Source organism: Oceanobacillus polygoni (genome assembly GCF_008304605.1).
Lineage (GTDB): Bacteria > Bacillota > Bacilli > Bacillales > Amphibacillaceae > Oceanobacillus > Oceanobacillus polygoni.
In genome coordinates, this window is sequence record NZ_PIJY01000021.1 from 18,729 (window position 1) to 32,559 (window position 13,831).

Below are 13,831 nucleotides of genomic sequence, written 5' to 3' on the forward strand. Positions count from 1 at the left end.
AATAAGAGAACGAATTACCTTTCAATAGATTCGATAGATATTGTTTAAGAATATTGCTATAATTAGAGTTGTAGCAACCACATAAAGCGGATGGACGGTTGACCATCTCCCATGAGGGGAGGTGGTATAAAATGACGACATATGAAGCAATCATCATTGCACTGACATCGAGTATAGTTCTAGTAAATGTGCTAGCACTAGTTGTGCAGATCGTCAAAGAAACAAGAAAAAAGTAACCGTCCTTCGCCCGATCAAAGTTTAGGATAGGTTACTTTTTAAAACTTAACCAACTATTCTGGTCAGCCGCTCTTCATGCGGCATGTAGTTGCTTTGGCTGAGTGTTAGTAGCACTCAGTCTATTTTATTATATATTGCTTCTTAACTTATTATACATGAATTCATTACCTATATGCAATAATTCTATAATCGATTTGTGAAGGTCAAGAATATTGTTGAATTCAAGAAAAACATTTTGATTGATGATTTGATACTCGTGTAATGCGATAACTGTTCTCAGTAAACCTCAAGATATATTCATGATGAATGACTGAATCCATTAACGTAACTGTAACATAATTAGTTACCTGTCACTCCAGCATGCAACGATGCGTTTTATGTACTGGTTGAGCCAGCTCCAGGGAGAAAAGAGACGTATTGGCTTTGATGAGGGCACTGAAAATCTTATGATTTTCAGTGCCCTCCGATCTTTGCCCGTTTTTTCTCTCCATAGCCAGATTAATGAGTAAGCTAACGGAAGAAAGAATGACCCTCAGTCCTACCGATTTCCATAAAAACTTCTATCGCAGGTAATAGATAACGTTCCGAGTGATAGGCAAAATAAACCGTTCTTTCAGGTAAGAGGTTATTTAAATAGATTAATTTAATCTTATCGGATGAATTGGATGTTATAAAATTTTCCGGCACAACTGCTAGACCAAGACCGGCCTCTACCATGCTGCGCGCTGTTTCCAAACTTTCTACCTCGTATTCATAATTAGGTGTAAAGCCTGCTTTTTGGCAGACATCAATAAAAGTGTTTCTAACTTCAAACCCCTCAAGACTATGAATAATCATCTCGTCTTTCAAACCTGTTATATCAATATTATTGCTTAGATGTTCAAATGGATGATCAATTGGCGTGATTAGTACATATTTCTCTTGGAAAATAGGTTCATATTTAAGCTCATTTTCCTTATTTATATTAGATGTAATCCCAATATGTAGGTCATAACTTTCCAATGCTTGTTCTATTTCTTTTGGCCCCATTTCATGGATTTTTATTCGGATATTCGGATAGACCTTCTTGAAACGATAAATGATTGGAGTGATAAAGTAGCGATATGATTCAATCATTCCAATGCTTAAAATCCCTGCACCCTCATTTTTTACATCATTCATTTCCTTATAAATACTACCGAAATAAGTTAATATCTTACAAGCATGCCTATATAAGATTTTTCCGGGTTCCGTTAAAGTCAAATTTCTGGTGCTTCTTTCAAATAATATGCAATCAAGCTCCTTTTCTAAAGCTTTAATTGCGTTACTTAAAGAAGGCTGTGAAATATGCAATTCTTCAGCTGCACGTGTAAATTGTTTATGTTTTACGACGACTTGGAAGTACTTAAGTGTTCGAATATCCATATGCTACTCCTTTATAGCTTAAAGCTATGAATTTATAAGAAAATAGTATTTGTTATTATATGACTAAACATTTAAAATTGCAACATAAGTAAGCGTCTTCTTTATAAAGTTAGGGGGTGAATGGTTTGGAAGAATCAGGTGGAATGTTAATTCTTGAAGTTGATATGATTACCTTTGCTGCAATTGGAGCAATCCTTTTAATGATAGGGAAGTGGGTGGTAAATCGATACGAAATCTTTTGGAAATATACCATTCCAAGCCCTGTTATTGGTGGATTTGGTTTTGCTATTTTGATGTGGATCGTTTATGAATTTGGTCTATTTGAAATTGAGTTTGATAATACGCTCTATGATTTGTTTATGTTTATTTTCTTCGTAACGATTGGACTAACAAGTGGCTTAACCTTGTTAAAAAAGGGTGGAAAATTACTCCTTATTTATATGCTTGTTTGTTGGTTCTTAGCATTGATGCAAAATGGAATCAGCATAAGTGTTTCCTCGTTAACGGGATTGGACCCACTTATCGGTATGATGGCAGGGCAAGCCTCGATGCAAGGTGGTCATGGAATGGCTGCTTCACTGGCTCCACTCATTGAATCGCTTGGTGGAGATAATGCCCTTACTGTAGGAATGGCAGCTTCTACATATGGTCTCATAGCAGGCTCTTTGCTGGGAGGACCTATTGGAAACTGGCTCATTAAGCGAAACAAGCTAAAAATAGAAACAGAAGAAGGAAACCTGGACGAACTTTCCAAGGAGTTAAAAGAGGAAGAAAATGAAAAAATTACTGCTCGATCTGTGACAGTTGCGGGCGCTGTCATATTTGTTATCCTCGCGATTGGTTTACCTACCGCAAATTGGATTACGGAGTTAACTGGTTTCTCTATCCCAGGTCATATTTTTAGTTTATTTCTCGGTATCATTTTCCGATCACTCTTTGAAAAGCATGCATTTGTTAAAGATTCAAACAAGGCCATGGAAATGATTTCAACAGTTTCTTTAAACATGTTTTTAGTAATGGCAATGATGAATCTGAGAATATGGGAACTGTATGAATTGGCATTGCCACTCATGGTTCTGCTTATCATGCAAACAATCGTTACTGTTTTAATTGCTATATTCATCATGTATAGAGTTTTAGGCAGAAATTATGATGCGGCAGTTATGTCTTCTGGATTTATTGGTCACGGTCTTGGTGCGACACCAAATGGACTGGTTGTCATGAATGCAATCTGTACAAAATACGGTGTCATTTCAAGAAAGGCTTTCATCATTATTCCAATCGCAGGTACAGTGTTAACGGATGTTGTAGGAGTACCACTGTTTGTTTTTCTTGCCAATTTATTTGCAGGTCTATAATTTAATTCATTTCTAGGGAGGTATTACAAATGGAAAAATATAATATGCCAATTACAGGAATTGCTTCATTTGCAAAATATCCAATTGTGAGCGATTGGGAGAAGATTGATGCAGATATCGCCGTATTGGGTATACCTTATGATACAGGAGTAGGCTTCTTATCAGGCTGTCGTTTTGGTCCGAGAAGAATCCGTGAAGTTTCCACCCATTATGCACGGGGGGATGCTGGTTTTTATGATCCTGAAAGTGATGAGGTATTGTTAGGAGCCCCTGCGAAAATTGTTGATGTCGGTGATGCAGATGTTGTACATGGTAAAATTGAGCATTCATTTGATGCGATTGAATATGCTGTCAGGAAAATTCGCGAGCAAGGAGTAATCCCTGCCATTATGGGGGGAGATCATTCGATTTCTATCCCGGTGGCACGCGGGTTAAAAGATGAGGGGGATGTTACAGTTATTCAACTGGACGCTCATTTAGACTGGTCAGATACTCCAGGTGGTCAAACGTTAGGAAATGGCAGTCCAATGAGAAGAATGTCCGAAATGGGACATATTAAAGACATGGTGCAAATTGGTCTGCGTGGACTAGGAAGCAGTCGGAAAGAAGACTTTGATGCGGCTAAAGCTTATAATAGTCAACTTATCTCAGCCAGGGAAGCTTCTAAATTAGGTGTGGAAGGGATTATTGACCGCATTCCTAAGGCGGACAAGTACTACGTGACAATTGATATCGATTGTTTTGATATTTCTCTTGCAACTGGTACAGGATCTCCATCTCCTGGTGGTTTTTCCTTTGACTTTTTAAACGATATCCTAGTGGGGATTGCTGAGAAAGGAAATGTTATCTGTTTTGACCTAGTGGAAGTCGCCCCTCAGTATGATCCAACCGGAGCAACATCTCGAGTTGCCGCAATGACAATGTTGAATTTTATGGGACATATTATAAAAAATAAACCGAGGTATGAGTAATTTTCAAACACGTGCAGGGGAGTTTTCATTAAATCTTAAAGTAGGTTCACATCTAAAAATAGGTGTGGACCACTTTTTAATTATTGAGTAGTACATAATCAACTTCAAGACAATAGACTAGCAATCTATTAAGGTTATTTTCGAAACACCGAACCACTGATATCTCGCTGTTCAACTGGACCTGTAAATGGCAAACGCATTCCAATACTCCATTTCTAGATTGTATCGACATCTGCTGGAGAAGCAATTCTATTTTCAACTAATGACATTGCTTCTCTCGCTAATGCGCTTTGCCAATACCAATTTTGGCTCATGCAATTTATCTCGCGTTCTTCAAGGTGACGTAAGGAATGCCGACCTATGGATTGCCATTTCTGTTTATCAAAGTAGTCTTCGCCTATATCTACATACATTTCTTTGCGGGTTAACAAATAATAAGAGATATAGAATGGCGCCTGTTATAAAGGAAATAGCCGAGATAGAGAATATCAGTGTTGAAAAGTTGGGGGGAGCGGAATTTATCTCTTATTTAAGAAACTCTGGTTTCTTCTAAGTTGTTTCTCGTGCACGATATCAATGCTTTGAATCACTAAAGAATGCCTTATAAAGAAAAAACCACCGAACCGGTGGTTGTAAAATTTCTCGAAGAAATACTTATAATGAAAGACCTCTATCTTTTTTTGCTCTCTTTTCTACCTTCTGTTCTTTACTATTCTGTTTTTCCTTTTTTTGTTGAATATGCTTATCAAATTGTTCTGTCTTTTCTTTAAAGGACTTACCGAATCCGTCTTTATCAGCTATTTTTTGCATATTGTTTTTTGGGGTATCGTCAGAGAAATGCGGATTATGCTCTGTTATATATCCATAGAATTGTTGTTACAGAATCACTACTATTTTCCCAAGATTTTGATAGCGAACCATCCATTGTCATGGTATCTCCTTCACTTAGAACATAATTTACATTCTCCACTTCAATTTCCAATTTCCCTTCTAGAATTAATAAAAATTCATCCACTCCATTGTTAGAAAACTTACTAGAAGTTGATGCACCAGGGTTTAGCTTAGAAAGGTATACCTCTAATTTGCTATCAGGGTGTGTCAGTAAATATTCTAGCATATTATTTGTTGATCCAGAGGATAAAGAAGGTCTTTCGCTTTTTCGAATAATGACTGGGTTTTTACTTTGGCTCTCCTGATTAACATTGTCACTAAAAAGCATAGTCAATTTAACATCAATTGCATCAGCTAGTTTAATGATAGAATCGATAGAAGCACTTGTAAGACCTCTTTCAAATTGACTAATAAAACTAGGAGTTAATCCAGTTATTTTACTTACCTTGTTAATAGAAATATTTTTATTCAATCGCATATCTCTAATTTTTTTTCCAATCTCTACTTGAGAATATTCTTCCAATTTTTTACCCCCCCTTAATGTAAAACACATTGACTGCATATATAATAACAAATTTCATATCTCCAAACGCCATAATTAAATGGTAGCTAACTGAACTCATAGTATCGGTTATGCTATGAGTTGGGGATTAACAAAAAATGTTTTTTTGAATTAATATATATGTTATATTAATTATAACTTAGTTAACTCATACTTAATAGGTCGTGAGTGAATAAAATTGGGGGAAAATTATCGTGGTTAAAGATGCTTTATTAGAAAAAATTGAAGAATATAGAGAGATAATGATTTCATTGAGTGATTATAATGATTTGAATTCTACAGTGGTCATTGAATCCAGCATGGAACTAGATGAATTAATTAATGAATATCAAAAACTTTTATAGTCATCACATAACATCACCATGATTACACTATTAATAGACGGATAAAAAAAGACATGAGTTCTTTTCCTTATACTGCAATATTAAAAGGTCTACTAAACCTTAGAGTTTAGTAGACCTTTTGGATCTTTAAATGTTATAGGGAGACAAATTATTCTGATTGTAGGTAATAATAAAATCGTTTTCATTTCTTTGCTCCCTTAGTTAATATTACATGACAATCTAATTTAATTTTTTGCCAAAGCTAGTTCCTGTTCTTGCAGATATTTTTCTACACGTTTACTAGTAGTTATTCCACTCTCAATAGCTCCATCCATATAACCAACCCAGCCTTTGGCGAAATCTGAGCCAGCCAAGAATAACCCATTTTCCGTGTTAGGAACTTCTTTAACATATTTTGATAACTGATTTTTCTTTAATACTCCCCATGTTCCTTGAGAAAACTCATCCTTTACCCAATTATGTCCAGCACTTTCAATTACTTCAATATTAGGTAGCCAGTGACGAAATGCTTTCTCAACTTCTTTAGGATCTTCCATATTCAGAGTAGAATCGTTACCGAAGCCCATTAGGATAGCTTCATCTCCGTCTATATATTCTGCATGAGCACTGTTTACTGGATATTCTGGTCCTGCTTTCAATTTAACTGAAGTAGTAAGTCCACGTACTTTTGCCCATACTTTAATCCCTCTACTTGATTGTTTTTCAGATGAAAATTGGCGTAGCTCAGCCGGTAAAGCTGGCTTAAATTCAATATTATTAATTACATTTACTGGTACTGCAACAATCACAGATTTGGCTGTGAAATCGCTTCCATTTCTGGTAGTCACTTTATAACCCTTATCTGTCTTTTCAATTACTGATACAGGAGTAGATAGTTGCAAGTCTGCTTTACTATCATTGGCGATAGATTCGATTAGTGATTTAGTACCAGTTTCAATACTAAATAATTCAAACGTGTCTTGAAACTGATTCATATCATGACCTGTGAGGGCAGCCCATCGATAAGCTTGCGCCAAGCCAGGTTGATCCAAGTCATCCGTACTAGTATATTCACTCCAAGTAGATTCTAGTATACTATAGACATCTTTACTTACCAATGGTTTTATTGCTTTTAATCTATCTGCCACAGAAAGATGATCGACTTCCTCTAAAGTATTGTCAAAGAAAGGATTATATGGACGAGGAAAGTAATCTCGGCCACCCTTTAAGAATTCTTCCATACCAATCATGTGTTTTTCTTGCAATTCCTCATATGTTCCGGACTTCACTTTACCGTCTTTAATCCAGTACGCTTTCTCCATTGTTGGACTTTCTCTTACTTGTAAGTTATAGCGTGTAAGTTCCGCCCACATATGAGGCTGGTTCCAATGAACATAGGTTCCACCTATTTCAATGTTCTTACCCAATCGATTATCTGTCCAAGTTCGACCACCGATACGATTTCTTCCCTCTAAGACCAACGTTTTGAACCCTCTATTACTTAGCTCTCTTGATGCTGTTACTCCAGAAAATCCAGCTCCAACAATGATTACATCATAATTAGTACTTGTCATTTTTAATACCCTCCTCTTATTATTTTTTAAAAATTGAATAGCTTATATTTCCTCCTATTAAGTATAACTTAGTTAAGCTATACTTAATATACTTTATATTATAAACATTAATAGTTTAATGAAAAGTAGGAATTTTAAAATCATATAGATTTTTTTAAAAATGTACTATACGCATATATATAATATATACCATTAAAAGTAGTACGTTTTTTTTAACATTATAGTATACATAATCACACTATATGAATAAAAAAACCATACTGTACAATGTAAAAAATAGATATATACTAGTAACTATTAAGTATAGCTTAATAATGCTTACCAATAATTAAATTATAGGAGGATAATCATGACTAAACCATTAGCTAGCAAACCAGGATTTGAAATCTTTAAAGTAGCAGATTTAGAAAAAAAGTATCCATTACTAGATTTAGGTAAAATGATTGACAAACGAGGAGTAAACAGCGAAATTGTAGATATCCCAGTAACGGAATCGTTAAATCCACTTACAATCGGCTTGTTCTCAATGAAGCCAGGAGAATCATTTGATTTCTTATATGAAACACTAGAATTCAAAGTTGTAACAAAAGGGAAATTTGTCCTCCGTGACGAAGAAGGCAACCGTCACGTTGCAGAAACAGGAGATATAATCTTATTCTCACCAAATGTACCAGTTGTATTTGATGGTGAAAGTGATGGAGAGGCAATCTACACGAAACATGCACCAGCTGATCCAGGAATGATGAATTAATTAATATACATTGAAATAATAAAGCCAATGTTTTCTTAAATAGAAAACATTGGCTTTATTCATATTTTATAGCTGAATAAATTTGAGCGTTTGGAAGCAGCTATAAATATAAAGGAAGTTGACCGTGTGCCGGTGAGTATGTGGATGCATATTTCGGCAGAAGATATTAACCCTAGAAGTCTTGCGGAACATCAAGTTGAATTTGCAAAGAAGTATGCTATTGATTTTATTAAATTAATGCCATTTGGATTATACTGTTTTGAAGATTGGGGGAGCGGTTGTTCAGTACTATAGTAAAGCTAATAAACCTCCAGTGGTTAAAAAAAATGGAATAGAGTCGGTTAAGAATTGGAGTAAATTAAAAGTTTTACCAGCAATATATGGTACGTACGGAAAGCAACTTCAATTAGCTCAACATGTAAGTAAGATGGTATAAGAGGATATCCCGTTTGTTCAAACTATTTTCAGTCCTTTAACAGTAGCGCGTAAATTAGCTTGGGATAGAATTTTAATGGATATGAAGGAAAATCCGGCTCTATTTAAACAAGCACTTGATGTAATAACGGAGACTACGGTTAATTTTGTTGAAGCAAATGTTAACGCTGATGTAGACGGGTTCTTCTTTGCAACTCAATGCGCAACTACCGAATTATTAACAGAGGAAGAATGTAAAGAGTTTGGAGTATCTTATGACTTAAAGGTAATAGAAAGCTATAATCAAGCAACTTTTTTAAATATCGCTCATATGCATGGGGATAGGATTATGTTTGATCTAATTGAGAAATATCCTGTAAATGTATTAAATTGGCATGATCGTTGGGTATCTCCATCTCTAGCAGAAGCTCGTTCGAAAACAGATAAATGTTTACTTGGTGGAATTAGGGAATTAGTTGCCCCATAATATGATCCAAGTGAAGCAACATCCCGAGTTGCTGGCAATAACAAAGTTGAATTTTATGGGACATATTATAAAAAATAAATCGAGGTATGAATAACTTTCAATCTCGGCAGGGAAGGTTTAATTAAACTGTAGAAGTGGGCCCACATCATAAAAAAGGTGTGGGCCGTTTTTCAATTAATGTAGTAGTTACTCTACGGCAAAGCAACAGACTATCAACCTATTAAGGTTGTTTTCCCTTTAATCTTGAATAATTCAAGTCGGTTTATTATCACTTTTAGATTTACTTTTTAAAGGATAAAATATTAACGCTCCAACCAATAGAAAAGTGATCAGTCCTCCGAGTCCAGAAGTTATAAGAGAAGTTTCTGCTGGATACTGCCATTTAAGGAACCCTAGAATGAGAGCTAGTATCCATCCGATAATATGAATTTTTGTTTGTCGTTTCAATTCTTATTACCTCCAAAAGGAATTGTCTTGTTAGCGCTCTTTTTTCATAAATGTACCAGTTGCAACGGTTTATTGTTGCGCAATCGTTCTTTCCCTTGGTAATGAACACTGTTATTTCCACTCTCATCTGAAATCTCAATCGTGCAATTGAAAAGATCATTGAGAAAGGTTGGTCTGCCTATGAAATTCCCTTTGTTAATAAACTATACAAACATAATGGTGAAGATGCAAAGTATAATAACGTAAGTCCAATCTAATTATTTTGTTAATCCTAAATGTTCACGAAAGGTATGACCTTCATAACTCTTTCTGAAAATACCTCTTTTTTGCATTTCAGGAACAATCAGTTCCACAAAGTCTTCTAAACTGCCGGGTAATGTAGGAGGCATAAGATTAAATCCGTCAGCCACACCAGCTTCAAACCAGACTTCCATCTGATCCACAATTTCTTCGGGTGTACCTATCAGTGTGTGATGTCCACCGCCTGCACTAAGGTATCCTAATAATTCTCTTACTGTAGGTTGTGTATCATGAATAATTTCCAGTATCGTTTCGTAACGTCCAACTGGACCAGTAAATTCTTCTACAGGAGGTAATGGAGGTACTTCTTGATCAATTTCCCAATTTGAACAGTCTTGTTGAATAAAGAAACTCAACTGTTTTAAAGCAGTTTCAATAGGTAATTGCTCATCTAATGCTGCTTTTTTGGCTAAAGCTTCTTCACGTGTATGTCCTACATACGTTACTAGGCCTGGAAATACTTTAATATGTCTGCTGCTGTCTTCGCTTTGTTTAACTTGTTCATCTAATTTTTTACGGAAATTTTTTGCTTGTTTTAAGTTCCACGACACGGAATAGACTGCATCCGCATATTTTGCGGCTAATGCAATGCCTTGTTTTGATGCACCCGCTTGCATGGATACTGGTTTGCCTTGCGGGCTTTTTGGCGTGGTGGATGGGCCATGCACTTTAAAATACGTACCATCGTGATGAAATGGCTGAATGTTTGATGGGTTTATCAATTTTCTTTCTTCCCGCTGATGCAGAAACGCATTACTGTGCCATGAAAGAAATAATTTATTCATTAAAGCAGCGAATTCATCTGCCTTTTCATAACGTTTGTCACGAGGAGGCAGTTCTTCCATACTATGATTCAACGCCTCAAAATCAGTCATGGAGGTAACGAGATTCCAACCAACGCGCCCTTTTGTAATATGGTCTAAACTTAAGAGTTGTCGTGAAGCTGTGAAAGGATTAGAGAAAGTACTTGAAATTGTTGCAACTAATCCAACATGATTTGTCACTTGAGAAATAGCTGTTAAATTAACTACTGGATCAAACCAAAATGCTGGCATATCACTGGCATTTTTAGCTGGAAAGGATTGATTATCTGCAAAAAATACTGCATCAAAGTAACCTTTTTCTGCTACCTGTGCTAAAGATTGATAATAAGAAATCTCCCCAATATGTTCAACGCTTGAGTTAGGCATTAACCAAGCAGCTTGATGATGTCCACAACCATACAGCAAAACACCTAAATGTAGTTGTTTTTCTTTCGTTTTTGTCATTTATTTACACCTCAAAACACATCATGATTAACTGACTTGTGTATTCCGTTTTTGAAGAATTATCTAGTATATTTTATGCTATTAGTTCATTGTCAAACCGCCGTCTACTGTGAAATTTTGACCTGTAATACCGTCTGCATTTTCCGAAGATAAATAAGCGACCATATTGGCTACATCTTGAGGTGTGGTCACCTTCTTCAACGGCGTTGATTGAGCAATTAAATTGAATACTTCTGGTGTTGTAACAGCACTGGCGTTAGTTGTTTTTAATAATCCACCTGAAACTACATTCGCTTTTATGCCATATACTCCTAATTCGGAAGCGATATTCCGTGTAAAACCGATTAATCCAGCTTTAGCTGTAGTATATTCGTGATAGGGTACAACAGGGTTTTGATATAAATTTGTACCGATGCTTATAATACTTCCATTTTGCCGTTCAATAAATTGTGGGATCACACTTTGAACTATATTAAATGCTGCTTTTAACGTACCATCCAGTTGTTTTTGATAATCATCCCAAGTAAGTTCTGTGAAAGGTTTTTGTTTGTTCGGATCAAATTTGAAGTCTACTAATGCATTATTGACTACAACATCTATTTGACCAAAATATTCCGTTCCCTTTTTTATTAATTCATCTACTTCATTACGATTTGTTACATCAGCCCGAATGGCAATAGCATTCTCTTCACCAATCTCAGAAACGAGCTTCTCAGCAGCATCTTTGCTTTGATAGTAGTTGATAACCACTTGAAATCCTTGTTCTGCCAATGTCTTTGCAATAGTTGCTCCTAACCCTCTGCTACTACCTGTTACTAATACTGTTCTAGTCATCCTAACAACTCCTATAATTTTAATTTAGAGCGAAACTTACATAATAAAATAAAAAATACGCAACCTTCCCATAGGAAAGTTGCGTAAAAACAAATAACTACATATTAAGAATAAGGTGTAATCGTTCTTTAAGTATGTATTTAGAGTTTACACTTTCCTACGCTAGTTTCAACTAGTTCAGGTTCAAAGGGTTTGAGTAATACTCATCTCAGTTAAATAACACCCCTAGTGCATATAATTAAGTTATATCCTTATGTTATAATCTTTAGAAATTTATGTCAAGGGAATAGGGAGGGTTAATGTGTTTGTACAGTTTTGTTGTTTTAAATATCTACTTTCATAACTAATCTATAGTAATATGCTTAACCTTCTTACTTGAAGGTATAAATGTTTGGCTTACGAACGCTAATCTTAATTTCGGCATCCTAAGCTGTCTTAACAGATTTTATTCAAATGTATTTTAATAGAGGGGCAGAATTATATGATATCATGTCCAATATTATGGAAATTATGGTTGCTGTTTGTATAGTTGGAGTTTAATAGAGCCCTCAGCAACTCTCATTGGGTTAGCGAGGGCTCAAGAATCTACATTATGAATTTGACATCATCTGTTTTAATTACTCAGCTTTATATTGGACAGTACCAGTACCAATGATGGTACGCCGAAAATGCTTCATTATCTATTACTAGGGGGAACCGAGACAAATTTAGCGTATTACAACTTAAACCATGGATCGAAAAACGAGTCTGAACGTCGTATAGTTTTACTCGCCTTTTAATAATTATAAAGCATTAAAATCAATAATTTTTTTGCTTTAAGTGCCAACCTAATTCATTCAATACTTCATTGTTATGCTCCCCTAAGTTCGGGGCATAACGATTGACTTCAAGAGGGTTTTTTGAAAAGGTCACTGGAAACTTCATATTCCAGATTTCCCCTTCCGTCGGATGTTGGACACTTTCGAAAAAATTAATGGAATTCAGATGCGGATCTTCAAATAAATCATCAGGTGTATTGACTTTTGTACATGGAATATCTGCTGCATTCAATAAAGAAAGCCATTCTTCCGTTGTTTTTGTCAGCAAGGTTTCTTCTACTGTACCGTATACAAAATCAATATGTTCTGTCCTTGATGTCATATCACTGAATCGCTTATCGTTGATTAATTCCTTTCGATCAGCCACCTCAAAAAATGTTTTCCAGTGCTTGTCATTGTATATCAGAACACTTATGAAACCATCTTTGGTTTTGTAAGGCTTTCTGTTCGGTGAAGTGACCCTGGAATAATAAGCAGGCCCTAAAGCAGGTGAATAAGTCTTTCCATACATATGTTCTAACATCGTATAAGAAACAATTGTTTCGAACATTGGCACCTCAATTTCCTGGCCGTATCCGTTTTGTTCACGATGGTATAAAGCAGACAAGATTGCACTCAGTCCAAACAAACCTGCAGTTTTATCGGCTAAGACAGTTGCAAGGTACTGAGGGTCTCCCGTAATTTTACCTTGGGCAGCCGCTATACCAGAGGCAGCCTGGATAATATCATCGTATGCTGGCTTATCTTTATAAAGCCCCTTTTTACTGAATCCGTACATACCACAGTATATCAGCCGACTATTTAAGGAATTCAAATGTTCATATGATAAACCAAGCTTTTCAATAGCCTTTGGCCTCATCGTGTGAACAAAAACATCTGCTTCTTTCACGAGCTCAAGCAGTGCCGCTTTTTCTTCTTCTTTTTTCAAGTTCAAAGTAACACTTCTTTTGTTACGATTTAAATGAAGAAAAAGGCTTCCCATTCCTTGGTGTTTTGAAGGGCCTAGGTAACGCGTCGAATCTCCCGTTAGGTTTTCAATTTTAATGACATCTGCTCCCATATCTGCTAATAATGAGGTGCAATACGGGCCCATAACCACAGAAGTCAAATCAAGAATACGAACTCCATCTAGTGGGCCATTCATCATTATCTCCTCCTAAAAATATATTTTGAAACTGATATCTTAATAAAC

General features: G+C 35.7%; 14 protein-coding genes and 1 riboswitch. Of the genes, 7 read left to right on the forward strand and 7 right to left on the reverse strand.

Annotated features, from left to right (window positions below):
• The first annotated feature begins 131 nt into the window (after positions 1 to 131).
• A complete protein-coding gene (locus F1560_RS22295) occupies positions 132 to 236 on the forward strand; it encodes a putative holin-like toxin (RefSeq protein ID WP_223116401.1) in 105 nt (34 codons plus the stop codon).
• A 511-nt stretch (positions 237 to 747) separates the two neighbouring features.
• Here F1560_RS22295 and F1560_RS07930 read toward each other — a convergent pair.
• Positions 748 to 1,641: a LysR family transcriptional regulator gene (locus F1560_RS07930; RefSeq protein WP_149474102.1), complete on the reverse strand. Its 894-nt coding sequence runs from the start codon at positions 1,639 to 1,641 to the stop codon at positions 748 to 750.
• 125 nt (positions 1,642 to 1,766) lie between these two features.
• On the opposite strand from F1560_RS07930, the gene gltS reads away from it, so the two are divergent.
• Positions 1,767 to 2,999, forward strand: a complete 1,233-nt coding sequence (gene gltS / locus F1560_RS07935) for a sodium/glutamate symporter (protein ID WP_210095880.1) — start codon at positions 1,767 to 1,769, stop codon at positions 2,997 to 2,999.
• Positions 3,000 to 3,028: 29 nt separating this feature from the next.
• Complete coding sequence (locus tag F1560_RS07940; RefSeq protein ID WP_149474103.1) at positions 3,029 to 3,970, forward strand: agmatinase; 942 nt, start codon at positions 3,029 to 3,031, stop codon at positions 3,968 to 3,970.
• Between the two features lie 844 nt (positions 3,971 to 4,814).
• On the opposite strand, the gene F1560_RS07945 is transcribed toward F1560_RS07940, so the two are convergent.
• Complete coding sequence (locus tag F1560_RS07945; RefSeq protein ID WP_187773662.1) at positions 4,815 to 5,384, reverse strand: helix-turn-helix domain-containing protein; 570 nt, start codon at positions 5,382 to 5,384, stop codon at positions 4,815 to 4,817.
• Positions 5,385 to 5,617: 233 nt separating this feature from the next.
• Here F1560_RS07945 and F1560_RS07950 point away from each other — a divergent pair, with 233 nt between their 5' ends.
• On the forward strand, positions 5,618 to 5,767 hold the full coding sequence (locus F1560_RS07950; RefSeq protein WP_149474105.1) for an aspartyl-phosphate phosphatase Spo0E family protein: 150 nt from the start codon (positions 5,618 to 5,620) through the stop codon (positions 5,765 to 5,767).
• Between the two features lie 224 nt (positions 5,768 to 5,991).
• Here the strand turns inward: F1560_RS07950 and F1560_RS07955 are convergent, their stop codons facing one another.
• Positions 5,992 to 7,320: a flavin monoamine oxidase family protein gene (locus F1560_RS07955; RefSeq protein WP_149474106.1), complete on the reverse strand. Its 1,329-nt coding sequence runs from the start codon at positions 7,318 to 7,320 to the stop codon at positions 5,992 to 5,994.
• A 349-nt stretch (positions 7,321 to 7,669) separates the two neighbouring features.
• Between F1560_RS07955 and F1560_RS07960 the strand changes: the two genes are divergently transcribed.
• From F1560_RS07960 to F1560_RS22305, 3 genes are all read left to right on the forward strand, one after another.
• Positions 7,670 to 8,071: a cupin domain-containing protein gene (locus tag F1560_RS07960; protein ID WP_149474107.1), complete on the forward strand. Its 402-nt coding sequence runs from the start codon at positions 7,670 to 7,672 to the stop codon at positions 8,069 to 8,071.
• A 126-nt stretch (positions 8,072 to 8,197) separates the two neighbouring features.
• Positions 8,198 to 8,365, forward strand: a complete 168-nt coding sequence (locus F1560_RS22300; RefSeq protein ID WP_210095879.1) for a hypothetical protein — start codon at positions 8,198 to 8,200, stop codon at positions 8,363 to 8,365.
• A gap of 148 nt (positions 8,366 to 8,513) precedes the next feature.
• Positions 8,514 to 8,972 (forward strand): uroporphyrinogen decarboxylase family protein, encoded by a 459-nt coding sequence (locus F1560_RS22305; protein ID WP_210095887.1) that lies wholly within the window; start codon positions 8,514 to 8,516, stop codon positions 8,970 to 8,972.
• Between the two features lie 252 nt (positions 8,973 to 9,224).
• Here F1560_RS22305 and F1560_RS07970 read toward each other — a convergent pair whose 3' ends face one another.
• The 4 genes from F1560_RS07970 to F1560_RS07985 all read right to left on the reverse strand — a co-directional run bounded on the left by F1560_RS07970 (position 9,225) and on the right by F1560_RS07985 (position 13,783).
• The gene (locus F1560_RS07970; RefSeq protein WP_149474108.1) at positions 9,225 to 9,419 is read right to left on the reverse strand and encodes a hypothetical protein; all 195 of its coding nucleotides are present in this window, start codon (positions 9,417 to 9,419) and stop codon (positions 9,225 to 9,227) included.
• Between the two features lie 257 nt (positions 9,420 to 9,676).
• Entirely contained in the window at positions 9,677 to 10,987 is a 1,311-nt protein-coding gene (locus F1560_RS07975; RefSeq protein WP_149474109.1) for an LLM class flavin-dependent oxidoreductase, read from the reverse strand.
• An 81-nt stretch (positions 10,988 to 11,068) separates the two neighbouring features.
• A complete protein-coding gene (locus F1560_RS07980) occupies positions 11,069 to 11,821 on the reverse strand; it encodes a 3-oxoacyl-ACP reductase (protein ID WP_149474110.1) in 753 nt (250 codons plus the stop codon).
• A 137-nt stretch (positions 11,822 to 11,958) separates the two neighbouring features.
• Positions 11,959 to 12,058: riboswitch (TPP riboswitch) on the reverse strand.
• Positions 12,059 to 12,619: 561 nt separating this feature from the next.
• Complete coding sequence (locus tag F1560_RS07985; protein ID WP_149474111.1) at positions 12,620 to 13,783, reverse strand: CaiB/BaiF CoA transferase family protein; 1,164 nt, start codon at positions 13,781 to 13,783, stop codon at positions 12,620 to 12,622.
• Between the last annotated feature and the right edge of the window lie 48 nt (positions 13,784 to 13,831).

Coding starts and splice junctions, on each gene's coding strand:
- F1560_RS07985 (WP_149474111.1), bottom strand. CDS start 13,783: ATGAATGGCCCACTAGATGGAGTTCGTATTCTTGATTTGACTTCTGTG.
- F1560_RS07955 (WP_149474106.1), bottom strand. CDS start 7,320: ATGACAAGTACTAATTATGATGTAATCATTGTTGGAGCTGGATTTTCT.
- F1560_RS07980 (WP_149474110.1), bottom strand. CDS start 11,821: ATGACTAGAACAGTATTAGTAACAGGTAGTAGCAGAGGGTTAGGAGCA.
- F1560_RS07940 (WP_149474103.1), top strand. CDS start 3,029: ATGGAAAAATATAATATGCCAATTACAGGAATTGCTTCATTTGCAAAA.
- F1560_RS07975 (WP_149474109.1), bottom strand. CDS start 10,987: ATGACAAAAACGAAAGAAAAACAACTACATTTAGGTGTTTTGCTGTAT.
- F1560_RS07960 (WP_149474107.1), top strand. CDS start 7,670: ATGACTAAACCATTAGCTAGCAAACCAGGATTTGAAATCTTTAAAGTA.
- F1560_RS22295 (WP_223116401.1), top strand. CDS start 132: ATGACGACATATGAAGCAATCATCATTGCACTGACATCGAGTATAGTT.
- F1560_RS07930 (WP_149474102.1), bottom strand. CDS start 1,641: ATGGATATTCGAACACTTAAGTACTTCCAAGTCGTCGTAAAACATAAA.